The following is a 24,924-nucleotide window of genomic DNA, read 5'->3' on the forward strand; positions in this document are numbered from 1 at the left end:
AATAACTTATATTAGATAGAAATTGATAGGGTTGAGTTCTAGTGAGTGAATAGCCACCAATTTTGTAGACATCTTTTAATTAGATATGGAGGTTAAGTTGACCTTAAATATTATTACTTCCTATATTCCTTAGAAAATTTAGCTTTATGAGAGTAATACGAATAATCAGAAACAGTTTGACTTAGCAAGGACTTAGTTTTAGTCTCTGCACCTGCTTCAGGTGCTTCTATAGAGAAGTGAAACTGGGAAGTTAGTACAATTCAAATTGTAAGCTAACACTGCCCCCGCAACGGTGAATAGGTTATTTCAATATCCTTAAGTCCGGAGACCGGCCTGTTGCATAACCTAACTAATGCGGCGGGCGTTAAAGAAGGGATTGCATACTTCTATTATATTGAGTTGGTATTGCTTACCCAAAATCCGTCCGCGCGCTTCACATTTATATTTGCACGGGCGGTGCGAAATTTTGGGGTATATCATGAATAAAATGTATACAATCGCTTTAGGTGGTTTGTTAGTCTTATCTCCATTGTCTATGGCAATGGCAGCAGAAAAAACTGTTTTCCAACTTCCTAAAATTAATGTCGTTGCTAACTTGGTTGAGCAAGCAAATACTGATACGTTAGCTGCTGTAACAGTGATTGAACGTGAAGAAATTGAACGTAAACAGTTTAGCTCTTTACAAGATTTATTACGTACGATTCCTAGTATTAGTTATGTCAATACAGGTGGATTAGGTCAGACAACGGGTCTTTCAATTCGCGGTACAAACTCCAATGCTGTATTGGTTATGGTTGATGGGCAAAAACTAGCATCAGCAACAACTGGTCAAACAGCAATTGAACATCTACCAATTGATCAAATTGAGCGTATCGAAGTTGTTCGTGGCCCACGTTCTAGTTTGTATGGTTCTGAAGCTGTAGGCGGCGTTATTCAAATTTATACACGTAAAGGTACTGCAGACGGTATTAAACCTTACGCATCATTAAAATATGGATCACACGAAACTTATGATGCGAATGTGGGTGTTGATATCCGTAAAGAGAATACCTGGATGAGTGCGAGTTTAGCTGGCCTAAAAACGCAAGGTCTAGATGTTCTTACGTCAAAAACCGAAGAAGATAAAGATGGCTATAAGAATGTTTCTGCATCTTTAAAAGCGGGTCATCAATTCAATGAACTCTTCGCTATCGAAGTCAATGCTTTACATGTTCAAGGGGAAGCTGAGTATGATGGTGGAGTGAATCCTGAAAATGAGATTCAACAGAATGTATATGGTGCTGGCTTAACGTTTACTCCAAATGATATTTGGACAAGTAAATTCAATGTTGGCATTAGCCAAGATAAGTACGAGACTTTCGATTCAAAGAAAACAACCGGTAAGTTTGATACAGAAAAACAAACTGTTTCATGGTTAAACACGATTGAATTTAATAAAAATCATAGCTTGGTGGCAGGTGTTGATTATCTAAATGATAAAGTAACCAGTTCAACCGACTATGATGAAAAAGAACGTAATAACATTGGTTTGTTTACACAATATATCGGTCAATTTAATGCAGTAAATTTACAAGCTGCTTTACGTTCGGATGATAATGAGCAATTTGGACAGCATACGACAGGAAATATTGCTTTAGGTTATCAATTTAATGATTACTATAATGCTTATATGTCTTATGGAACGGCTTTCCGCTCACCAACATTTAATGATCTTTACTATCCTGGTTGGGCGAATCCAAACTTAGAACCTGAAGAATCTGAAAATATTGAAATTGGATTCAAAGGCTCGCAGTTAATAGATTGGGAACTTATTGGTTTTGTAAACAAAATTGATAACCTGATTGCCAACCAAAATAACGGTCAAGCAAAAATTAAAGGTATTGAACTCAGCTTGGGGCAAAATTTTGATGCTTTATCATGGAATGTAAACTATACCTACCAAGATCCGGAGAATCAAAATCCAAATGCTAAAGGTAAACAGCTAACATTTAAACCTGCACAATTATTTAATGCGAGTCTCGATTATAAAGTTGAAGATTGGACAATTGGTGGCTCGGTACATGCAGAAGAAAAGCGTTATACAGATGCGCTAAACACAGCAAAATTAGCAGGTTTTGCAATCGCGGATGTGCGTGTAGCGTACCAAGTAACACCTGAATTTAGTGTACAAGCTAAATTAGCAAATATGTTTGATAAAGAGTATTACACCAACAACTCTTGGAACGGTGATGTTTATCGTCAAGATGGTCGTACTGCTTGGGTGACCTTGCGTTATGCGATGAAATAATAATTCGTATTGGAAACTGAGGGATCTTCATTTATACGTGAAAATCCTTCAGTCAAAGCTCATGTAATAATAGTTATAATTCATTGTTACTATTGTTTTTTATAGTGTTTTTTAGCCAAATTTACCTAAGCAAACACCAGTACAGTTTTGTTGTTATACCTTCAATACTCCCGTTTTGAAGGTAATGCACCTGAAAGCCAGACGATTCGTCGTCTGGTTTTTCATTCATAGCTACAAAATACTGGAAAGACATCTTTTTCCGTTGGGGGAGTATATCCATCAACGATAATTCTATTTTTTACAAAATGTGCTTTTCAGAAGTCATTTTTCATTTGGTTTATTTATGCAAAGTAATACATCTCCTAAAGCGAAGGCTCAATATGCGAATAATAAGGTGGAACATATCGGTAGTTTTTTAAGAGCGTTGAAACTCAAAAAAGCACGTTACGATTTTGCTGATCGAGTGATTTATGAGGAAACTTTAAGACAAGTTGAAGATGCAGAAATTGATAATCTGATTGATATTCAGCTTGATCTAGATTGCTCTGTAGTGACTGATGGTGATTTTCGCCGTACTTGGTGGCATTTCGATTTTCTTGAGCAATTGCAAGGCATAGAAAGCTACAAAACACGTGATGGATTGAAATATAAAGATGCGATCAGTAAACCGATTGACATCCGTATCACAGGGAAAATTGCTTGGTCAGAAGAACACACAAGTCTGATTCATTATCGTTATCTACATAAAGCAATTGAAGGTTTTGCAACTGCTAAATATTGCATACCAAGTCCAACTATGTTGCTTTTTCCACACTTAAGAAACAATCGGTTCTATGCAGATCGTATCAATGACTATATTGCAGATATTGGGCAATCTTATCGAGAAGCAATTCAAGCGCTTTACCAAGAAGGTTGTCGATATTTACAACTGAATGATGAGTTTTGGGCCTATTTAAGTGATGAAGAATATAGAGCAACTGAAATCACTTCTGGTATGTCAGATCATGACTTAGCAATGCTAGGTGTAGAAATACTCAATCTTGCACTCAAAGATAAACCAGAAGATTTATTTATATCGTTGCATATTGACCGTGGCAACTTTAGTTCGAGCTGGTTGTATCAAGGTGATTATCACTTTATCTCTACATATATTTTCAAACAGTTGACCAATATCGATCGTTACTTATTGGAATTTGATACAGATCGGGCAGGTGGATTTGAACCTATTGCGCTACTCAAAGGCACACAAACAGAAGTATTTTTGGGCTTAGTCTCTTCGAAAAAAGAGTATGTGGAAAGTGAAGATGACATTTCACAGCGTATCCATGACGCAACTCAATTTTTACCCATTGAGCAATTAGGGCTGTGTTTACAGAGCGGTTTTGCTTCAACTGAGGAGGGCAACAAAATTTCCTATGATACCCAGTGGGAAAAAATCAAGTTAATGAATAAGGTCGCAAAAAAGTTCTGGCCTTAATTTCATCATGGATGTCTTGTAAAAGTGATCAGTCAAAGTATGCGTATTATTGCCTTGGTAATAACTGTAAATGCTTTAATTAATCCTTTTGCAAGATATTCAAATTAATCAGCATGTTTAAAAGTTTTAAGTAAGTTATCCGTTGGTTTGAGAGTAAATATGTTAAAGGATAAAGAGTTTATTGGTCGTGTATGTCGAATGATACATAGCAATAACCCAATTGATTTTAGTGTGTTCAAGGTAATACGTTCGAAAGAGAATTCGATTCTAGGTTTTGAGATAGCTAGAAAAAATACTAATGATGAGCAATCTGAAATTGTTCTAAAGGATGAGTTGAGATTTCAGGATCATGATACTTGGATCAGTGGTTCTGACTTGATTATTCAATTACTTGAGCAAAAAATTAACACGCTACGCCGTCAAGTGAAGATCAGCTCATCCCAAAGGAAAAAATAGAATTTTGGTTGAGTTCATCAGAATATCTTTAAATGGGCTAGGTAGCGATAGGCCTTTAAGCCATTGAGCGTTTTTTAATCAATGATGTTGGATAGATCAAGGCACATGCTTAATTTTTCACAATACCTATCTAAAAATCAATTCTGTATTTTGTTGGAATATTTAACGACATCTCAAGATACTGCTGTGCCACAGTCTTTGGCAGGATATCCTGTAGTGACGACATTGGCAGATCGCGTGCATGCAGATGATGACCTTGCACCACTTGAAGTAGCCAAGTCATTCCCATCACACATTGAAAAGCTGCTGCATTATTCAGGAAAAGGGCGAGATATCCAAGATTTTGAGATGTTTCTTCAACGAGCCCAGAAAGCGAATATTCAAAATTTGTTATTACTCACTGGAGATAAACTGAAAAACCATAGTGATGGGTGTGATGGTAGTTCTCGTACACGCTATTTAGAGTCAGTTAATGCTGTTATGGTTGCTAATAAGCATGGAGGTTTTCATATTGGTGTCGCCTTTAACCCGTTTAAATATGCAGAAGCTGAACGTGACGCACAGTATCTAAAACTGCATAAAAAACTCAAAGCCGGTGCAGGCTTTATCATTACTCAATTAGGTTATGACATAGATGCTTTAAAACAGGCAAAGGCATTTTTAAAGCATCACCATTATCCTCAAAAAATGCTGGTTTGTGTCATGCCACTCAGTTTTGCACGTGCCAATTTTATGCTGAAAAATAAAGTGGCTGGAATTGTGATTACACCACATATGTTGCAAGTCTTATCTGAAGAAAAACAAGCAGGATTACAAGAAAATGCCTATAAACGCTGTGCTTTACAAATTTTAATCTGTAAACAGCTTGGATTTGCAGGAGTACATTTATCAGCCTGTCATAAGCCTGAAGAGCAGATACTTTTGGAAAGCTATATAGAACAATATCAGCATCTGGATTTGGAGGCACTTGAAGATATCTGGAATTCACTATGGCAAGTGAAGACTGGAAAAGAATTTGTACCGGAATTACCGTATTATTCACGTCAACCGACATCCACTCAGCTGATTAAATATCAACACCTGCATTTCATGCATGAGACGTTGTTTGAATCTAAAATTGCTAAGGGGATTGGAGGTTTTATTTTTAAAGCTTCATTTTGGGAAAATAAGTCTGTAGCAAAAGCATTACTGCAAACTGAATTTATCAGTAAGCATGGTGTCGTGGGCTGTGAAAGCTGTGGACAGTGTCGATTAGCGGATACACTTTATATTTGTCCTGAAACTTGCCCAAAAGGCTTGGCCAATGGTCCTTGTGGAGGAACCTGTTTAGATCGTTGTGAATTTGGTGATCGGGAGTGTATTCACTCGGTGAAAGCGCGACTTGCCAAGGCAATAGGGCAAACAGAGCTTTTAAAACAACAACTGATTCCAACTGTACCCATTGAAGTGCGTGGAACCAGTTCTTGGAAAAATTGGTACTTGGCAACAGAGGCTTAAGTCTCGTCATCCATTGCATTTGAATAGAATTTTACACCGAGTTTGATGCGATCACGTCCTTGGCTCATACGCCAGCGATTGGTATCACGCAAGGAATACACACAACCACAATATTCTTGTTGATAGAACTCTTCTTTTTTACTGATTTCAAGCATACGAACAGCACCGCCATTTTTACGCCAGTTGTAATCCCAATAGGATATTCCGTCATAATGTGAAGCAGAGCGATGACCACAGTCATTAATTTGCTTCATATCTTTCCAACGGGAAATGCCAAGTGAGCTACTGATGAGGCTAAAACCATTTTCGGCGGCATACAGGGCTGTACGTTCAAAACGCATATCAAAACACATGGTACATCGAATGCCTTTTTCAGGCTCATTTTCCATACCTTTCGCACGTGCAAACCAATTATCTGTGTCGTAATCGCAGTCAATAAACGGAATATTATGCTTTTCCGCAAAGCGAATATTTTCTTCTTTACGGATAATATATTCCTTAATAGGATGAATGTTTGGGTTATAGAAAAAGATTGAAAAGTCGATACCTGATTCAATCAAGGTTTCCATCACTTCACCTGAGCACGGCGCACAGCAGGAGTGAAGCAGGAGTCTGTCATGACCTTCTGGGAGAGTCAGTTTTTGACGTTCAAGTTTATTTGACATGGAAATAGGGCTTAAATCTAAACCCTACATCTTAACAATCTAATCTCATGGTTAAGGTGATTTTTGCTCATGTTTAAATGAGTGATCTTCAGGATGTAAGTTGTGAATTAAATTCATCTTTTGGTGAGGAAATATCGTTTTACTCATGTATTGGTGTGGGTATAAATTGCACTGGTGAAATATGATTAGAGCTTAAACAAATCAATTGAATGAAGCCAAATTTTAAAATTGAAGGCTGAGCTATTTTTTCTTTGGAAAAGCTAAAAATAGCTCATTAATTTGAATACTTAAATTTCGCTAAAAGTCATAAAAAAATTGAATCGGGTTCTAAACATATTTTGTTCAGTGTATATCTAAGCCGTCATCATTTTTTTTGTACAAATATAAATGAGAGCCGACTTATTTATATCTTTTGATTTTTTATCGAATGATGATGGTCTTTCATGGAATATGTAGAACACAACACCTCCACGGTCAATCCAAATTCTAAAACACGTGTTTTATTTGCGAGTCTGGTAGGTACAACAATTGAATTTTTCGACTTTTATATTTATGCCACGGCTGCTGTACTGGTTTTCCCGCATTTATTTTTCCCTGAAAGTAGTGGTAGTGCCGCATTACTGCAATCTTTAGCCACTTTTTCAATTGCATTTATCGCACGTCCAATTGGCGCTATTATTTTTGGACATCTTGGTGATCGAATTGGCCGTAAAGCCACACTCGTTTCTGCATTGCTATTAATGGGGATTTCTACAGTTTGCATCGGACTATTACCGACCCATGCACAAATTGGTGTGGCTGCACCCATCTTGTTAGCATTGTGTCGTTTAGGGCAAGGGCTTGGTTTGAGTGGCGAGTGGAGTGGTGCGGTATTATTCGCCACAGAAAATGCACCAAAGGGTAAACGTGCATGGTATGGCATGTTCCCACAGCTCGGTTCTCCAATTGGTTTTATTCTTGCGGCAAGCTCATTTTTATTATTAGGTGCATTTTTATCAGATGAAGCCTTTATGCAATGGGGTTGGCGAATTCCGTTTATTGCAAGTGCATTGCTAGTATTCGTTGGCTTATATATTCGATTAAAACTACACGAATCTCCAGCTTTTCAAAATGTTTTAAACAAGCAATCAGCAGTTAAAGTACCTTTGAAGGATGTGCTCACCAAACATATTGGAAAAGTGGTATTGGGTATGTTGGCGACAGTATGTACCTTGGTTGTATTTTATTTGATGACGATATTTGCATTGAATTGGGGGACAACCGCATTAGGGTATAGTCGAGATACTTTTTTAAAAATCCAACTGATTGCAACAGTGTGTTTTGGTCTGTGTATTCCTATCTCTGCATTATCCGCTGAGAAGTTTGGTAGAAAAATAACATCCATTGCCATTTGTATTCTGACCATGATCTTTGGATTGTTCTTCTCAACATTTTTTGTTGCTGATAACGTATTATCAGTATTGGTGTTCCTGTGCCTTGGTTTAAGTATTATGGGCTTAACTTATGGACCACTTGGGACCATTTTGTCTGAAATTTTCCCTGTTTCAGTTCGATATACAGGAACAGCCTTGTCTTATAATTTTGGTAGTATTTTAGGCGCATCATTTGCCCCTTTGATTGCAACTCAATTGGCTCAAAATTATGGTTTGCATGCTGTGGGATATTATTTATCTATCGCGGCAGGTGTTTCTCTATGTGCTTTCATGTGTATTCGTGAAACAAAAAATGAAAACATTATGAGCTGATTGTTTTATTGCACATGATGCTCAATTTCGGGCTTATTCAATCGTATATTTTAAAATGAATAAGCCCACAACTCAGATACACCTTATCCCAACTCGTTTTCTCATTATTAAATGTTCATCATTGTATCGATATACAGATGCATTCGATTTCTATTTAATACGTGTCCAACACTTGATCTTTCAATATGGATATTTGATGAGGCGATCTCATCCATTGCATGTTAAAAAAACACCAACATGAGATTTACTCATCTTATCCTGAATTTATATCGTTTTACTCATTTTATGATTCACGTTTAAATAAAGCCATTCAGAAATTTAGATTTTGTAAAATTTTTTAGGTGGCAATCTCCATGAGTCAGAAATTTGCATGTTCAATCAAACGCATTCGTTTCGATGAAAACTATGAACCAGCAAACAATACCCGTTTAACCACGAATTTTGCTAACTTGGCCCGTGGTGAAAGCCGCCAAGAAAATCTGCGCCGTACATTGGCGATGATCAATAACCGTTTCAATAGCCTTGCAACTGTAGATAATCCTAAAGGCGATCGCTATTCACTTGAAATTGATATTATTTCAGCGGCGATTGATATTGAAGGTAATGGTCAAACTTTCCCATTCATTGAAACTTTAAAAAGCACCGTGATCGACCATAAAACCGGTGAACGTCTTGAGGGTATGATTGGTAACAGTTTTTCTTCTTTTGTGCGTGATTATGACTTCAGCGTGGTACTGCCAGCACATGGTTGTAAGTTCAATGAGCAACCTGAAGGCTTTGGTGATCTACACGGTAAATTGTACTTACACTTGGTGAATTCAGACGTATTTAAAGCAGAATTTAAGCAAAACCCAGTGATTTGTTTAAGTATCTCAACCACGAAAACCTATTACCAAACAGCCAATGTGCATCCAGTACTCGGGGTTGAATATACCAATGACGATTACTCACGTACCGATGCCTATTTTGCCAAAATGGGTTTAAGTGTTCGTTACTTTAAGCCTCAAGGTGCCAATGCACCGCTCGCATTCTACTGCGCCGGTGATTTATTACGTGATTACACTGATTTTGAATTGATCAGTGCGATTGCGACCATGGAAAGTTTCCAAAAAATCTATCGTCCTGAAATTTACAACACCAATTCACCTGCAGGTGTGGAATATCAACCAAGTCTCAGCTATGGCGATTATTCTTTGACTCGTGTTGTCTATGACCGTGTAGAACGTGGCGAATTGGCAGTGAAACAAGGGAAATGGACCGAAGAAAACTTTATTAAGCCTTATAAAGACATTCTTGATGAATGGGCAGCCAATTTTAAAGTTGAAACAGCACAACAAGATACTGCTGCTTAAGCTGACACAATTTAACGATATACAAATTTAGAGAAAGAAGACTATGGCTATTTTACTCCCAACATCAACAGCAGGCAGCTTACCGAAACCCACTTGGCTGGCAGAACCGGAAAAATTATGGTCTGCTTGGAAACTTGAAGGTGAAGAATTATTGGAAGCAAAACGTGATGCTTTAAAATTATCACTTCATGAGCAAGTGACTGCGGGTATTGATATTGTCAGTGATGGCGAGCAGACCCGTCAGCACTTCGTAACCACGTTCATTGAACATCTTGAAGGTGTGGATTTCGAAAAGCGTGAAACCATGCGTATTCGTAACCGTTATGAAGCAAGCGTACCTTCAGTGGTCGGTGAAGTATCACGTAAAAAAGCTGTATTTGTAGACGATGCTAAATTCTTACGTAGCCAAACCAATCAACCGATTAAATGGGCGTTGCCTGGTCCGATGACCATGATTGATACACTTTTTGACGGTCACTACAAGAGCCGTGAAAAATTGGCTTGGGAATTTGCCAAAATTCTGAATCAAGAAGCTTTAGAGCTCGAAGCGGCAGGTGTCGACATTATTCAGTTTGATGAGCCTGCATTTAATGTGTTCTTTGATGAAGTAAATGATTGGGGTATTGCGACATTAGAGCGTGCGCTTGAAGGACTCAAATGTGAAACAGCTGTCCATATTTGCTATGGCTACGGCATCAAGGCAAATACGGATTGGAAACAAACATTGGGTAATGAATGGCGTCAGTATGAAGAGTCCTTCCCTAAATTACAAAAGTCAAAGCTAGATATCATTTCGTTAGAGTGCCAAAACTCACGTGTACCGATGGATTTAATTGAACTGATTCGTGGCAAAAAAGTCATGGTTGGTGCAATTGATGTAGCAACCAATCAAGTTGAAACTGCAGAAGAAGTCGCAAATACCTTACGTAAAGCATTGCAATTTGTTGATGCAGACAAGCTGTATCCTTCAACCAACTGTGGTATGACACCTTTATCTCGTAATGTTGCACGTGGCAAGCTTGAGGCGTTAAGTGCAGGTGCTGCCATTGTTCGTAAAGAATTAGAGGCTTAAATCAAACGTAGTTTGATGCTGAGCAGGGTAAATGGTGACTGAATCATTTGTCCTGTTCTAAGCAAAAGCACGTGATTATACATTTGAGATGAAAGAGATGATTGAAGCAACAGACTTTAGAAATGCAATGTCTTTACTCACCACAGCAGTGAATGTTATTACGACTTCGGGTGAAACAGGTATGCATGGATTTACTGCATCTGCCGTATGTAGCGTGACGGATACACCGCCAATGTTATTAGTCTGTATGAATCAATCCTCCCGTTCACATGCCCATTTTGTTGAAAATAAAGTCTTGGCTGTAAACGTACTAAGTACTCAGCATGAACAGCTTTCAAATGCTTTTGCTTCAAGTAAATTCAGCTCAGAAGATCGTTTCAAACTCGGTGATTGGAGTACGATGGAAACTGGTTCACCTATTTTGAAAGATGCCTTGGTCAGTTTTGACTGTGAGATTCAAGATATTCAGCAAGTCGGTACACACAGTGTTTTCATGTGTCGTGTTCTTAAAGTTCAACAAAGCGATCAAGAAGAAAGTCTGGTGTATTTTAACCGTGCTTATCATCAAGTGGGTCAATTGGAACACGTTTAACCCAATGCCTTAATTCCTTCATCTTTTTAAAAGTTAGTCTATTGTGGAACTTATAACCTTTTTAATCATCGGTGCTTTTGCTGGTTTTGCAGCAGGGTTATTTGGTGTTGGTGGTGGAACGATCATCGTCCCATTACTCTTTATTGTTTTTACTCAGATGGACTACAGTCCTGATGTGATCATGCATTTGGCATTAGGAACCTCATTAGCCACCATTGTTGTGACATCAATCAGTTCATTCATGGCACACCATAAAAATGGTGCAGTGATGTGGCCGGTATTTAAAAATCTGGCGCCACCGATGGCGATTGGCTGTTTTGCCGGAGCTGCGATTGCGGGATGGCTCTCAGGAATACATCTTCAACTCATCGTTGGTTTATTCTTGATTTGGGTGGCATATACTATGTTCATGGGGGCTAAAAAGGTCGTGGACTCAAGTAGAACACTGCCTTCAACCGGTAAACAGGTTGCTGCAGGTTCAGTGATTGGAGTGGCTTCAGCTATTTTTGGGATCGGTGGTGGCAGTTTAACCGTCCCGTATCTCAACCGTTATGGCGTCGTCATGCAAAAGGCAGTGGGAACATCCGCTGCCTGTGGTTTACCCATCGCGATTGCAGGTGCGTTAGGTTTTATGCTTTTTGGAGTGAAAGCGCATGCTGCTGTACCTAACAGTATCGGCTATGTACATACTTACGCATTCTTAGGCATTAGCCTGATGAGTTTCTTTACAGCTAAGTTGGGTGCAAAAGCGGCACATGCTTTATCACCGCAAATGCTGAAAAAATGTTTTTCGGTATTGTTGAGTATCGTTGGATGCTTTTTCCTGTTTAAAGGGTTGAGTTAAGAGATATTCAATTAATTTGATATGAAGAACAGGCTCACTCAGTGTGGGCTTTTCTAACATTATAGTTATTGTCTGGGATTTACATGATAGAAATACGACATTTAAAAACACTGACAGCCTTGAGAGAGCACGGTTCATTGGTTGCAGCAGCAGGTGAACTATGTCTGACTCCTTCGGCTGTATCTCACCAGTTGCGAGAGCTAGATCAATGGTTTGGTGTAGAAGTAGTAAATCGTCGTACACGTCCTATCAGTTTCTCTAATGTTGGCTTACGTCTATTGAAATTGGCCGATGAAGTATTGCCACAAGTTCAAATTGCACAAAGCGACATTACCCGTATTATTCATGGGCAAACTGGTCGGATTACTTTTTCTTCTGAATGCCATAGTTGTTTCGATTGGCTCATGCCCTTACTCAATCAATACCGTATTCAATATCCCGATGTCGATTTGGATTTTGCATCAGGATTTGAAGAAAATCCACATGAGTTATTGCAAAATGGCGAATTTGATTTATTGATTACTGCAGATCCGATTGCTTTGAAAGGTGTTGAATACTTTCCAGTGTTTGAGTATGAGTCTCGACTTGTCTTATCGACAACACATCCATTGGTGCGTGCAGAACACATTACTGTTCAAGAGTTAGCTGAAGAAACGCTTATTACATATCCAGTGGATAAACATCGTTTAGATATCATGTCGAAGCTATTTATTCCTGCAAATATTCAGCCGAAAAATATTCGAACTACAGATTTAACCCAAATGTTGATTCAACTTGTTGCTAGCGGTCGTGGTATTGCCGCATTGCCTGATTGGGTGGTGAATGAATATGAGCAAAAAGGTTGGGTCACTTCACGACGTCTTAATTGTGTTGCACCTGAAGGTTTACGTCGTACCTTATATGCTGGTTTTAGAACGGATGAAAAAGACAAAGATTACTTTGATGGTTTCTTAAAGCAGCTTGAGCGATTCTCAAAGAAAAGAATCTCTTACTACAGTTAGTTCTCTGAGTCTTTATCATTGCATTATCCTAGGGGGATTTAGACAATAATAGTTTTATGATTCAATGCACTAAATCAAATTTGGGTTCACATTGGGTAAAAAATAATTGCCACATTTTTTGCCACACTTTTTTTAAATCCTATCAAAAACTATCAAATGAAATTATATAAATTATTGAAAATACAAACAATTATATTTGATAGATTTTGATAGAGTTAAGCTTTAGCGGGTTCAACTCCCGCCATCCCACCAAAATTCTTGTTATAAATCAGACACTTATATAAGTGGTTTTTTTATTGGCTACATGTTTATTTTAAGCGTTTACCAAATTCAGTTTAAGATGAAAAAGTTTTTTAATATTAGCTGATTACTTAAAGTATTTAATTAATCATACCCGAATCGCGGATAAAAAATTGACTTGAAAAATAAGAGGACTAGAGCCATCAGTTGAGTTACCACACAAAACTTAAAACTCTAGTCCCGATGTTTAATAGTACCGAATTATTTTGCGTAATTGATGATTTCTTTCTTAAATTTGAAGCAACCTACTGGAATTTCCTTAAACAAAGTCGTCGTTTCTCCAGAGTCCGAACCGCTCACTTGAGTATCTCAGAAATCACTTTTATCGCGATCTGGTATAAATGTTCTCATTTCACTAATTTCAAAGCATTTTTCACATGGTTGAAACAGGATAAAAATCATTTATTTAAAAGCTTACCCTGTTACCAACGGATGATTCATCTGATTAATAGACATCTTAATCAGGCAGCCTTAAGTCTATCTGTAATCAGCTTAACTCCAGTCGCAGCTTTAATCTGGTCCAGTGTGACATCTTGAGCGAGTTCTACCAGAACCACTCCGCGTGAAGTAATATCCATAACGCCGAGATCCGTAATGATCCGATTGACGACACCTTTACCGGTCAGCGGCAGGGTACATTGAGGAACGATTTTCGGTGAACCGTCTTTCGCCGTATGCTCCATGAGCACCACGACTTTCTGCACACCTGCCACCAGATCCATGGCGCCGCCCATACCTTTGACTTTCTTGCCCGGAATCATCCAGTTGGCCAGATCGCCTGTTTCGGAAACTTCCATTGCGCCTAAAATCGCGATATTCACGTGGCCACCACGGATCATGGCAAAGGATTCTGAGCTGGAGAAGAAAGCCGCACCTTTTCGGGAAGTGACTGTCTGTTTACCAGCATTGATCAGGTCTGCATCAACTGTTTCTGCAGTCGGGAATTCATCAATGCCTAGCAGGCCATTTTCAGATTGAAGCCAGACATTGATATTTTCTGGAATATAGTTAGCTACTAGAGTGGGTAGACCAATACCGAGATTGACATAGAAACCATCTTCCAGTTCCTGTGCCGCACGCTGAGCCATTTCATTTCGAGTCCAGGCCATGATTATGCTCCTGCCTTTAAGGTCATCTGTTCAATGCGCTTTTCCGGTGCAGCATTGACAACAATTCGGTTTACATAAATTCCAGGGAGATGAATATCATCCGGATCAAGTTCACCAATCTCTACAACCTGTTCAACTTCAGCCACAGTGATTTTACCGGCCATGGCACATTCAGGATTGAAATTACGCGCAGTTTTACGGAAGACCAAATTGCCGGCCTTATCCGCTTTATAGGCTTTAACCAATGCCACATCTGCGGTTAATGACTTTTCCAGAATAAACTCTTTACCATCAAATTCACGGACTTCTTTGCCTTCGGCAATCAATGTGCCAACACCTGTTTGAGTGTAGAAAGCAGGAATTCCAGCACCGCCAGCACGTAATTTTTCTGCCAGTGTGCCTTGAGGTGTCAGCTCTACTTCCAGTTCACCATTCAGATATTGGCGCTCAAATTCCTTGTTCTCACCGACATAAGAAGAAATCATTTTTTTGATCTGTTTAGTTTGCAGCAATTTGCCCAAACCAAAATCATCCACACCGGCATTATTGGAAATACAGGTCAGGCCAATCACACCAGTATTTTTTAAAGCTTCAATGAGTGCTTCAGGAATACCGCATAAACCAAACCCACCAACGGCGAGCGTTTGATGATCTGCCACGATATCCGCTAAAGCTTCCTGCGCATTAGCAACGACTTTATTCATCAGAAATCCTTTTCTTAAAATTCAAGCGTCCATCTTGGCTTCGCGAGCGCTATGGTCTAATTCATCCGCATGCAGGAAGTGGGTATGTGAAGGCGCGCGTTTGGTTTTGCTCCATTGTTCCAGCATGTCATATTTCATTTCTTCAGTAATCATGGCGATTTTCTGAGGTGCTTTTTCATCATCATAAGCCAGCTCCAGACGGTGACCATTTGGGTCGAAGAAGTAAATTGAATGGAAAATGCCGTGATTAGTAATGCCCAGTACATCTACGCCATTGGCTTCCAGATGCTCTTTGGCCTGAACCAGTGCCTGACGATCTTTCACTTTTAAGGCAATATGCTGCACCCATTTCGGGGTGTTTTCATCGCGGCCCATTTCCGGTTGGGTGGGCAATTCAAAGAAAGCTAATACATTGCCATTGCCTGCATCTAAAAACAGGTGCATATATGGGTCGAAAGCCTTGGTAGACGGGACATGATCCTCAGCAAAAGCCAGAATAAAGTCCATGTTCAGGTTTTTTTTATACCATTCCACGGTTTCTTTGGCATCTTTACAGCGGTAGGCGACATGGTGAATTTTTTCGATTTGAATGGTCATAGTTATATCCTTATATGTTCTTATGCTGCATCGGGCTGCGCTTCAGGTGCAGCTTTTTGAAATGCGTCCAGTGAATTGCAATGTTCATAAATCGATTCAATTTTCGGAAAATCCGAAAGATCGATGTTGAAACGTTTGGCGTTATATACCTGTGGAATCAAACAGCAATCTGCAAGGCTAGGCTGATCTCCAAAACAGAATTGGCCATTTGAATGCGTTAATTGAGCTTCAAGCGCTTTTAAGCCGGTGACGACCCAGTGTCTGTACCATTCAGTTTTCTGTTCGTCGCTGGCATTCAGGATTTTACTGAGGTACTGAAGTACACGTAGGTTGTTGAGTGGATGAATGTCACAGGCAATATTCAGACTAAAGGCCCGAATCAGCGCACGCTGTTGCAAATCCTTGGGTAACAGGGGAGTTTCCGGAAATTTTTCTTCCAGATATTCAATCATGCTGAGCGACTGGGTCAGTGTGAAATCATCTTCAATTAAGGCAGGGACCAGTTCACCTGGATTGACCTGACGAAATGTTTCACTATGCTGTTCGCCGCCATTGTTCACCAGATGAACCGGGATATGTTCTGCTTCGAGTCCTTTCAGGTTGAGCGCAATACGAACCCGGTAAGCGGCTGAACTACGAAAATAGGTATACAGTTGCATGGTCATGATTTCACCCCGGACTATTCAGTAAAACCGAAATCAATCGCCGGCAGGATTTTGCCGCTCACAACACCAAAACCGATACGCAGGCCATCTTTTTCACAATGACCTTTCATGATCACGGTATCGCCGTCCTGAATGAATGTGCGCTGTTCACCATTCGACAACGTCAGTGGCTTGGTAGCATTCCAGGTAATTTCCAGCAATGAACCATAAGAATTAGGTGTAGGACCGGAAATTGTGCCTGAACCCATCAGATCACCGACCTGAACATTACAGCCGGCAATCGTGTGATGAGCCAACTGCTGTGCCATGGACCAGTACATATATTTGAAGTTAGTTTCACAGATCACATCAGCCTGGTCTGAATTTTCAGGCTGGATTTCAACCGACAGATTGATGTCATAACTATTACTGCTGTTATCTTCACGCAGATAAGCCAGAGGTTTTGGCTCCTGAACAGGTGAACTGATTTTAAACGGTTCAAGCGCTTCCATGGTTACGATCCATGGCGAGATCGAAGAGGCAAAAGTCTTGGCATTAAACGGGCCTAGCGGTACATATTCCCATTGTTGCAGATCACGTGCGGACCAGTCATTGAATAGCACCATGCCAAAAATATGATCCCAGGCATTTTCAATCGCAATAGGTTCGCCTAAGTTATTTGGCTTGCCGATGATAAAGCCGGTTTCCAGTTCGAAGTCGAGCTTGCGACATGCTGAAAATACTGGACGATCAGAATCCGGTAATTTGATCTGTCCTGATGGACGCACGATTTCTGTCCCGCTAACAATCACGGAGCTGGCACGGCCGTTATAACCGACTGGAAGTTCTGACCAGTTTGCTAACAATGCATTTTTCGGATCACGGAACATACAGCCGACATTAGTGGCATGTTCTTTGGATGAATAGAAATCGGTATAGCCTGGGATATGCACCGGTAGATGCATTTTGACATCTGACTGTTTCAAGAAAACCAGATCACGTAGCTCTTTATTGTCACGTAATTCGGCATGATCCGCTGACAGTAGCTTTTGTAATTCCGTACGTACTTTAGACCAGTTGGCTTTACCCGACTCAATAAAACTATTCAAAGTTGGCTGATTAAAAAATTGCTGATCTTGTTCCAGCTTTAAATAACCCTTTGCTTCCAATGCTGCTAGATCAACCACCCATTCTCCAAGTGCCACCCCAGCACGTGGTTGGGTGTTTTGCTCATTACTGAAAATACCATAAGGCAAGTTTTCTAAAGGGAAATCTGAATCAGGAGCGATGTCGATAAATGACTTTAAACGCGTCGTCATAAATATGAATCCTTTCCATGGAAAATTTAAGTTCTATACAGAATCATACTTATATTTTTAAATTACGCAATAAATAATTTGATTATGTATAATGTAAATTTGTTAATATGCGGCTATGATCTGAATCTGGAATCAGATTTGGCCGAACAAGATTTTTGATTTCGGTAGTACAATGGTTTTATAGAGCCATGAAAATTAATGCGTATATGCAGGATGAAACGATGAGCGTTGAGGAAGAAAAATTACAGGGAGGGGTGCAGTCTCTAGAAGTAGGATTAACTGTACTCGATGCATTGACTGAACATAATGCACCGATGATGTTAAAAGAGCTGTCGGAAGTCCTGTCCATGCATCCTGCAAAAGTGCATCGTTATGTGGTCAGTCTGATACGTAAAGGTTATGCCCAGCAGCTCAGTGACGGGCGATATAGCCTGGGTGAGCGTGCTCACGCATTTGGCGTTAATGCCTTAAAGCGTACCGATATGCTGGAATTAACCCAAAAATATATTACGCAGATTCAGCAGCATTTAAATTGCAGTATTCATGTCAGCAAATGGTTCGCCGATGGTGCTGTCGTGGTTCAGTCGCTTGAATCCAATCATGTATTTAATATTATTACCCGGGTCGGCTCGCGTATGCCTTTGCTAAAATCGGCAACTGGTCGTTTACATGCTTGCCTCCAGCCAGAATACATCATCAAGCCTCTGCTGGAAAAAGAGTGGGCGAGTAGCGCGAAAGCAGGTCAATATCCTGCGAACTGGGAAGAATTCTTGCAACTTAAAGAGAAAATCCTGCAACAGGGCTATGCTTCAGTAACCGGTGATATGATGGCAGGCATCCATGCGGTGGCGATTCCGGTATATAACTTCAGCCGACAGCTTGATCATGTTATTACCTGTATTGGCACCGAAGACCAGTTGCCAGCAGACCAGATGCAACAGGCTATTGATTATCTGCTCGGGATTCAGCAACAGATTGATGCCTTGTTTAATCCACAAGTGGCTGTCTAACACTTTATTTTACATATAATTTATAGTCATTACATAGGTCCAGACCTGATTGAGGTACTGGATCTTTTTTATATCTAACTTTTGATCGTTAGAGAGAAATTAAAAAGGTGGCTTAATTATGAAAACTAGAATTCTTATTTTAATGGATACGAAAGAGAAGAGTTGAACAGAGGCTCTTACCTCTTAGATGCTTTAGAGTTTGTATAACAGCCTTTATTTTAAATTAAAGTATCAATTTGGTTTAACTCATTTATTTCTTAGATTAGCATTTGAAGTGCAACACCATGTTGTTGCCATAATACCTGACTCGGACTTTTAAAGCCGAGTCTTTTTCTTGGACGATGATTCAAGCGTTGAGTAATTTCTGCAATATATGAATCCGTATAGTCATTCAAGTCACTGCCTTTTCTAATATATTGTCTGATCAATCCATTCGTATTTTCATTTGTTCCACGCTGCCAGGCGCTATAGGGATCAGCGAAATACCAATCTATATCTAATTCCTGAGCAGCATACTCATGCAGGCTGAACTCTTTACCATTGTCCGCGGTAATTGTTTTTAGATGCGCTTTGATGGGTTCCAATAATCTGATCGTAGCCTGGCAAACTTCCTCAGCCTTGCGCGTGCTGCACTTTTTCAGCCAAAGATAACCTGTCTTCCGATCTACAATTGAAACCAGGGATTGTTGGTGGTTCTTGCCAACTATCGTATCTATTTCCAAATCACCAAAGCGAGAGCGCTGCTCAATCTCAGCAGGTCGATCATGGATACTTTTGCGGTTTGTCAGTTGACCACGAGTTTCAATAGAGCCATATTTTCTCTTTCTTTGATTTCTGAAACGTAAGTTGTGGAAGAGCACACCACCTCTGCTTTTATCCTGCTGTATAAACCTGTATATGGAATGCAGACTGACTGAAACATGAGAAGCAATCTGTTCGGGACTCCATTGGAGATCAAGATAAGCTATGACTTGTACCCAAGTATCATAAGGGATTCTTTTGGGATTAGGACAATGCCGTCTGCGAGCTAATTTATGGGCATGTTGAGCGAAATAACCATTCCTTGCCCGATTGCGTGCTATTTCTCTGGAAATAGTGGAAGGTGAGCGATTTAGCCTCCAGGCGATATAACGTTTAGAAAAACCTTCACGTAACAATGTGGAAATCTGATATCTTTCTTCTTGAGTAAGATGAGTATAGTTCATGATGCAACTTTGACTTTGGTCGGTCGGAAGCAAAATGCTAGCTCATCTTGCTTCCTTCCAATAATTTAATCTCTGTTGCACTTCATTTGAGAATCCAAGTTTTTAAAAAATTAAAAATTATGTCGCAATATAGACAATTTTTATAATAACTTTTATTTTTATAATTCAATATTAAAGAATAAAAATTATGACCTTATTAAAAACACATATAGAGTTTCGATCTGATAACTTTCCTCCAACCTCTGAAGAGAAAGAAGAGTGGGACAGACAAATTTGGGGACATACATTAGCAAAATACTTATCAGAAGAACTTCCTAAGTATGGCTTAAATGTATCAGATTTCATAAATGAGGATTGGGGATATTTAATACCCTTAGCGGACGAAAAATTTAAAGGTATTTGGGTTGGATGTAATCATTATCAAGAGTATGAAAATGGTTTTTGGGTTTTCATAGATCCTTGCAGGCCAATAATTAAGAAAGGATTTTTTAAGAAAATTGATATATCAGAGCAACTAACATTTGTAGCTGATATTTTGAATGAGATACTTACAAGTAATCCTGAAATCTATGCTCAACATTGGTGGGATGAAAAGGATATGAAATTGATTGGAGAATAATCTTAAGATCTCCTAAAATTAACATAATACACGTTATACTTAATTATTTTTATTTATATAAATCATATATTTAAATTGTGATAAGAAGCTCGATCATCTTAGATTGGGCTTTTTTTATGATTTTTTATGTTTCACGAATAATAAAGAAGTAATGTCCCACGGTTTCATACAATCTCATTAATTCCAAATCAAAAAGTATCCAGATGAAATAAGAATAGATATCCAAGTGGTTACGGATTTTGCCCAAGAACATGACCTGACTCTATTTTTATTTAAAAAGATCAAAGTGCCATTTATAAAAAAAGCCTTCGAGCACTCAAGCTAGAAGGCTTCTAACAACTTAATTATTTCTAAGCGATCAGTGGTTCTGCTTCATTTTGCATTTTGATCACTGCAGCCATCGACTCGGCAACATAATCAATATTGCTGAGGTTCAGGCCTGCTGTACACATCCGGCCACTACGGACCAGATAAATACCATAATGCTGTTTTAACAGATCGACCTGTTCAGCAGTTAAGCCGGTATAGCTGAACATGCCTTGTTGCTGGGTCAGGTAACTGAAATCAAGTTCTGGCAATGCCTGAGATAATTTTTCTTTGAGTAAGCCACGCATGCGTAAAATACGCTGGCGCATTTCTTCAACTTCAGTTTGCCATTGTTTAAATAGTTCAGGATCATTTAACACCTGGCTCACCAATAGGGCACCATTGGCCGCTGGACTTGAATAAATCCGGCGAACAGTAGCTTTTAACTGGCCTAAAACATTTTGTGCGCTTGTAGCGTCATCACAGACAAAACTTAAGCTACCAATACGTTCCCCATATAAAGAGAAGATTTTGGAAAATGAATGACTGACGATAAAGTTCATACCGGCTTGATCAAGTGCACGAATGGCATAGGCATCCTGTTCCAGACCCTGACCAAAACCTTGATAAGCCATATCCAGGAAGGGAATTAAGGATTGGGATTTCAAGACTTCAATGACCTGATCCCATTCATGTGGCTGTAAGTCTGCCCCAGTCGGGTTATGACAACATGGATGTAATAACACAATACTTTGAGCGGGCAGCTGTTTTAAGCAATCCAGCATCGCCGGGACATTAACGGCATTGGTCTCTGCATCATAATAAGGATAGAAATGGGTTTGAATACCAGCGCCATTAAAGATCGCAATATGGTTTTCCCAAGTCGGCTGGCTCACCCAGATTTCAGATTCTGGAAAATATTTCTTTAAAAAGTCAGCGCCGACTTTTAGTGCACCTGAGCCACCCAAAGTCTGAATTGTGACCACACGGCCTTGCTCACGGGCAGGACCGGAAGTTCCAAAAATTAATTCCTGTGCAGCCTGGTTAAAGCTGTTCAGTCCATCCATCGGTAAGTAAACACGAACTTTATTATAGTCAGGGGTTAGATAAGTATAGGCTTTCTGCACTGAGTCTAGCTGCGGCACAATATTGTCTTCGTTGTAATATAGGCCGATGCTTAAGTTGACTTTGTTATTACGCTGATCTTTGTTGAATTCTTCCATTAAAGAGAGAATCGGATCACCGGCATAAGTATCAATATGTTGAAACATGAATCTATCCTAATCTAATCAATATGCGATTACGCTTCTGGTAAGGTGCTAATTTTGCTGTTGTCTAATATTGCAGTCTGAGATTCCTGTTTGCGCTTAAAGAAGTAGGCAACTAAGAGAATACCAATCCAGACCGGAATCATGATGACAGCAACACGCATATCCGGGGTACTGCTCATAATCAGCAGAATACCGCCCATAAATGCGATACATAAATAGTTGGTGAATGGATAAGCCACACTTGGAAAATCGGTTTTGGTCTGCGTACGATTCATGGATGTCTTGAATTTCAAATGGGTATAGGAAATAACAAGCCAGTTAATCACGATGGCAGCAACTACCAGCATCATCAGCATGCTAAAGGCTTTTTCCGGCACCAGATAATTTAATAAAACGCACATCAAGGTGAAAAATGCTGAAACCATCACCGCATTCACAGGGATGCCACGCTGATTAATTTTGCTTAAGAACTTCGGCGCATTACCTTGCTGGGCTAAACCTAACAGCATACGGCTGGTACAGTAGTTAGTACTGTTATATACTGAAACCGCCGCGGTTAACACCACGAAATTCAAAACTCCGGCAACTGTCTGACTGCCGAGAGAATCAAAAATCATCACAAATGGACTACCACCTTGCGCCATCATGTTCCAAGGGTAAAGTGATAAAATCACTACCAGACTCAGGATATAAAATAACAGGACACGGTAGACAATCTGGTTGACTGCTTTAGGCAAAGTCTTTTTCGGATTATCGGTTTCAGCGGCTGCGATCCCAACCAGCTCAATGCCGCCAAAAGCAAACATGATCATGGCCATCGCCATAATCAGGCCCATGATTCCATTCGGGAAGAAGCCGCCGAGTTGCCATAAATTTTCCAGACTGGACTGGCTATGGCCGCTACCACTGGCAAGCAGATAACTGCCGAACGCAATCATGGCAATAATTGCACCAACTTTAATGATCGCCAGCCAGAACTCCATTTCACCGAATAATTTCACGTGAAGCAAATTAATGATATTGATGAAAATGAAGAAGCCGAGGGCAGAGACCCAGGTCGGAATTTCTGGCCACCAGTAATGGATATAAAGACCGACGGCACTTAATTCGGCCATACAGACCAGAATATTCAGCACCCAGTAATTCCAGCCCGACATAAATCCGGCAAACTTGCCCCAGTATTTATAAGCAAAATGACTAAAAGAACCACTCACAGGTTCATGGACAATCATTTCACCGAGCTGGCGCATCATTAAGAAGGCAATCAAGCCTGCAATGGCATAACCTAAAATAACGGAAGGCCCGGCAAGCTTGATCGTTTGTGAAATTCCAAGAAACAGTCCGGTGCCAATTGAACCACCGAGTGCGATGAGCTGAATATGCCGGTTACTTAAACCTTTTTTCAGGTTTCCTTGTTCAATATGCTGCATTTTTATTCATCATCCATGTGAGATTAAGCGCTGAACTATGATGTGCTTTATTATTTTTATGCCGTCATCGATGCAGAATCTTAAGTGTTATACGAGCGTATACGTTGAAACAGAGGCAACCATACCGATGCATATGAGACTACATAGACACCGGTATGGTTTTAAAAAGGTCAGGCTTTAGAAATGTCTAAAACACCACGTTTGATCTGATCACGTTCGATTGATTCAAATAAGGCCTTAAAGTTACCTTCACCGAAACCATCATCGTCTTTGCGCTGGATAAACTCAAAGAACACTGGGCCAATCATATTTTCAGAGAAAATCTGTAATAGCAGGCGTTTGTTACCATCTTTGGTATTGCCATCGAGCAGAATGCCGCGTTTTTGCAGCTCATCCGCTGGCTCACCATGATTTGGCAGACGTTCATCCAGCATTTCATAATAAGTGCTTGGCGGTGGCGTCATGAACTTGGTGCCTAAAGCTTTCAGCTTGTCCCAAGTTTCAAGCAGGTCATCACAGATAAAGGCAATGTGCTGAATGCCTTCTCCATTGAATTCGTTCAGGAACTCAGCGATCTGGCCATTACCTTTGTCTGAATCTTCATTCAGTGGAATACGGATCTTGCCATCTGGTGCTGTTAGTGCCTTAGAAGTCAGGCCAGTGTATTCGCCTTTAATATCGAAGTAGCGGATTTCCTGGAAGTTGAAAATCTTTTCATAGAAATCTGCCCAGTACTGCATACGACCTTTATAAACATTATGCGTTAAATGATCGATTTCATTCAGGCCAGTGCCGACTGGACGCGATGGAACATTATCAAAGAAGATAAAATCATTTTGGTAAATGTCACAATCGACCAGGAAGATTGGAGAACCACCGATTCCTTTAATCGCAGGGATGTTAAGTTCCATAGGGCCGACTTTGCTGTAAATCGGTTCTGCGCCGATTTCGATCGCCTTTTGAAAAGCTTTTGCCGCATTCTTGGTACGGAAGCCCATTGCGCAAGCAGAAGGACCGTGCTCTTTATAGAAATAGGCTGCATATGATTCAGGCTGATAATTCAGAATGATATTAATATTGCCCTGGCGCCATAAATAGACATTTTTCGATTTATGCTTCGCCACTTTAGTGAATCCGATGGCTTGGAAAACAGGATCCAGCTGGCCATCTTCAGATACAAATTCAATAAATTCGAATCCACATAGTTCTAATGGATTGGCTAATTCATTCATACAACATCCTCATTTTTTAGAAGCAATCCTATTGCTCATCTTTTACTGTCTGTTCAGGCTCTACGGAGGTATCACTGCCGTTTTATATTGAGAAGACAAATCCGTTTGCCTGACTTCTTTGACTTGCTGAACTGCATCGATTCCTGATGCACACAAGAAAAAGAAGGAATTTAACTCATCATACTGGATC

22 protein-coding genes, 1 pseudogene and 1 riboswitch are annotated in these 24,924 nt (G+C 39.8%); of the genes and pseudogenes, 13 read left to right on the top strand and 10 right to left on the bottom strand.

Features of this window, described 5'->3' with window-relative positions; genetic code table 11:
• The first annotated feature begins 201 nt into the window (after positions 1-201).
• Positions 202-352: riboswitch (cobalamin riboswitch) on the top strand.
• Between the two features lie 126 nt (positions 353-478).
• The 4 genes from O4M77_RS03505 to O4M77_RS03520 all read left to right on the top strand — a co-directional run bounded on the left by O4M77_RS03505 (position 479) and on the right by O4M77_RS03520 (position 5,717).
• The gene (locus tag O4M77_RS03505; protein ID WP_323713839.1) at positions 479-2,287 is read left to right on the top strand and encodes a TonB-dependent receptor domain-containing protein; all 1,809 of its coding nucleotides are present in this window, start codon (positions 479-481) and stop codon (positions 2,285-2,287) included.
• 343 nt (positions 2,288-2,630) lie between these two features.
• Complete coding sequence (locus O4M77_RS03510; protein WP_323713840.1) at positions 2,631-3,764, top strand: 5-methyltetrahydropteroyltriglutamate--homocysteine S-methyltransferase; 1,134 nt, start codon at positions 2,631-2,633, stop codon at positions 3,762-3,764.
• A 159-nt stretch (positions 3,765-3,923) separates the two neighbouring features.
• Positions 3,924-4,220 carry a hypothetical protein gene (locus O4M77_RS03515; RefSeq protein ID WP_323713841.1) on the top strand — a complete coding sequence of 99 codons (297 nt, stop codon included), beginning with the start codon at positions 3,924-3,926 and terminating at the stop codon, positions 4,218-4,220.
• A 105-nt stretch (positions 4,221-4,325) separates the two neighbouring features.
• On the top strand, positions 4,326-5,717 hold the full coding sequence (locus O4M77_RS03520) for a methylenetetrahydrofolate reductase C-terminal domain-containing protein (protein ID WP_174659441.1): 1,392 nt from the start codon (positions 4,326-4,328) through the stop codon (positions 5,715-5,717).
• Here O4M77_RS03520 and O4M77_RS03525 read toward each other — a convergent pair.
• On the bottom strand, positions 5,714-6,382 hold the full coding sequence (locus tag O4M77_RS03525; protein ID WP_323713842.1) for an epoxyqueuosine reductase QueH: 669 nt from the start codon (positions 6,380-6,382) through the stop codon (positions 5,714-5,716). The two genes, O4M77_RS03520 and O4M77_RS03525, sit on opposite strands and share 4 nt — an antisense overlap.
• A gap of 443 nt (positions 6,383-6,825) precedes the next feature.
• Between O4M77_RS03525 and O4M77_RS03530 the strand changes: the two genes are divergently transcribed.
• The 7 genes and pseudogenes from O4M77_RS03530 to O4M77_RS03560 form a co-directional block, all read left to right on the top strand.
• Positions 6,826-8,127, top strand: coding sequence for an MFS transporter (locus tag O4M77_RS03530; RefSeq protein WP_067728744.1), 1,302 nt, complete (start codon positions 6,826-6,828; stop codon positions 8,125-8,127).
• Between the two features lie 353 nt (positions 8,128-8,480).
• The gene (locus tag O4M77_RS03535; protein WP_166137904.1) at positions 8,481-9,479 is read left to right on the top strand and encodes a putative oxygenase MesX; all 999 of its coding nucleotides are present in this window, start codon (positions 8,481-8,483) and stop codon (positions 9,477-9,479) included.
• A 43-nt stretch (positions 9,480-9,522) separates the two neighbouring features.
• A complete protein-coding gene (locus O4M77_RS03540; protein ID WP_166137901.1) occupies positions 9,523-10,551 on the top strand; it encodes a methionine synthase in 1,029 nt (342 codons plus the stop codon).
• Positions 10,552-10,648: 97 nt separating this feature from the next.
• A complete protein-coding gene (locus O4M77_RS03545; protein WP_166137898.1) occupies positions 10,649-11,143 on the top strand; it encodes a flavin reductase family protein in 495 nt (164 codons plus the stop codon).
• 43 nt (positions 11,144-11,186) lie between these two features.
• Complete coding sequence (locus O4M77_RS03550; RefSeq protein ID WP_166137896.1) at positions 11,187-11,987, top strand: sulfite exporter TauE/SafE family protein; 801 nt, start codon at positions 11,187-11,189, stop codon at positions 11,985-11,987.
• 83 nt (positions 11,988-12,070) lie between these two features.
• Positions 12,071-12,988, top strand: coding sequence for a LysR family transcriptional regulator (locus O4M77_RS03555; RefSeq protein ID WP_166137893.1), 918 nt, complete (start codon positions 12,071-12,073; stop codon positions 12,986-12,988).
• 483 nt (positions 12,989-13,471) lie between these two features.
• Positions 13,472-13,744: pseudogene (locus tag O4M77_RS03560) on the top strand (IS982 family transposase); the annotation flags it as partial.
• Between the two features lie 5 nt (positions 13,745-13,749).
• Here O4M77_RS03560 and O4M77_RS03565 read toward each other — a convergent pair.
• Genes O4M77_RS03565 through fahA form a run of 5 tightly spaced genes read right to left on the bottom strand, consistent with a single transcriptional unit; the run spans position 13,750 to position 17,661 of the window.
• Positions 13,750-14,397, bottom strand: a complete 648-nt coding sequence (locus O4M77_RS03565; RefSeq protein ID WP_323713843.1) for a CoA transferase subunit B — start codon at positions 14,395-14,397, stop codon at positions 13,750-13,752.
• Between the two features lie 2 nt (positions 14,398-14,399).
• A complete protein-coding gene (locus tag O4M77_RS03570) occupies positions 14,400-15,101 on the bottom strand; it encodes a CoA transferase subunit A (RefSeq protein WP_323713844.1) in 702 nt (233 codons plus the stop codon).
• Positions 15,102-15,122: 21 nt separating this feature from the next.
• Positions 15,123-15,698, bottom strand: a complete 576-nt coding sequence (locus tag O4M77_RS03575; protein ID WP_004783206.1) for a VOC family protein — start codon at positions 15,696-15,698, stop codon at positions 15,123-15,125.
• 20 nt (positions 15,699-15,718) lie between these two features.
• Positions 15,719-16,357, bottom strand: a complete 639-nt coding sequence (maiA, locus tag O4M77_RS03580) for a maleylacetoacetate isomerase (protein WP_323714086.1) — start codon at positions 16,355-16,357, stop codon at positions 15,719-15,721.
• Between the two features lie 20 nt (positions 16,358-16,377).
• Positions 16,378-17,661: a fumarylacetoacetase gene (gene fahA, locus O4M77_RS03585; RefSeq protein WP_323713845.1), complete on the bottom strand. Its 1,284-nt coding sequence runs from the start codon at positions 17,659-17,661 to the stop codon at positions 16,378-16,380.
• A gap of 188 nt (positions 17,662-17,849) precedes the next feature.
• Between fahA and O4M77_RS03590 the strand changes: the two genes are divergently transcribed.
• On the top strand, positions 17,850-18,671 hold the full coding sequence (locus tag O4M77_RS03590; RefSeq protein ID WP_051065369.1) for an IclR family transcriptional regulator: 822 nt from the start codon (positions 17,850-17,852) through the stop codon (positions 18,669-18,671).
• Positions 18,672-18,928: 257 nt separating this feature from the next.
• Here the strand turns inward: O4M77_RS03590 and O4M77_RS03595 are convergent, their stop codons facing one another.
• A complete protein-coding gene (locus O4M77_RS03595) occupies positions 18,929-19,876 on the bottom strand; it encodes an IS30 family transposase (protein WP_323713846.1) in 948 nt (315 codons plus the stop codon).
• Positions 19,877-20,063: 187 nt separating this feature from the next.
• On the opposite strand from O4M77_RS03595, the gene O4M77_RS03600 reads away from it, so the two are divergent.
• On the top strand, positions 20,064-20,495 hold the full coding sequence (locus O4M77_RS03600; RefSeq protein WP_004783196.1) for a hypothetical protein: 432 nt from the start codon (positions 20,064-20,066) through the stop codon (positions 20,493-20,495).
• Between the two features lie 350 nt (positions 20,496-20,845).
• Here O4M77_RS03600 and O4M77_RS03605 read toward each other — a convergent pair whose 3' ends face one another.
• The 3 genes from O4M77_RS03605 to hppD all read right to left on the bottom strand — a co-directional run bounded on the left by O4M77_RS03605 (position 20,846) and on the right by hppD (position 24,734).
• The gene (locus tag O4M77_RS03605) at positions 20,846-22,072 is read right to left on the bottom strand and encodes an aromatic amino acid transaminase (protein WP_004783190.1); all 1,227 of its coding nucleotides are present in this window, start codon (positions 22,070-22,072) and stop codon (positions 20,846-20,848) included.
• Positions 22,073-22,101: 29 nt separating this feature from the next.
• A complete protein-coding gene (locus tag O4M77_RS03610; protein WP_004783189.1) occupies positions 22,102-23,502 on the bottom strand; it encodes an amino acid permease in 1,401 nt (466 codons plus the stop codon).
• A gap of 170 nt (positions 23,503-23,672) precedes the next feature.
• Complete coding sequence (gene hppD, locus O4M77_RS03615) at positions 23,673-24,734, bottom strand: 4-hydroxyphenylpyruvate dioxygenase (protein WP_159123271.1); 1,062 nt, start codon at positions 24,732-24,734, stop codon at positions 23,673-23,675.
• Positions 24,735-24,924 lie beyond the last annotated feature (190 nt).

The sequence above is a fragment of the Acinetobacter sp. YWS30-1 genome, from assembly GCF_033558715.1.
In the GTDB taxonomy this organism is placed as follows: domain Bacteria; phylum Pseudomonadota; class Gammaproteobacteria; order Pseudomonadales; family Moraxellaceae; genus Acinetobacter.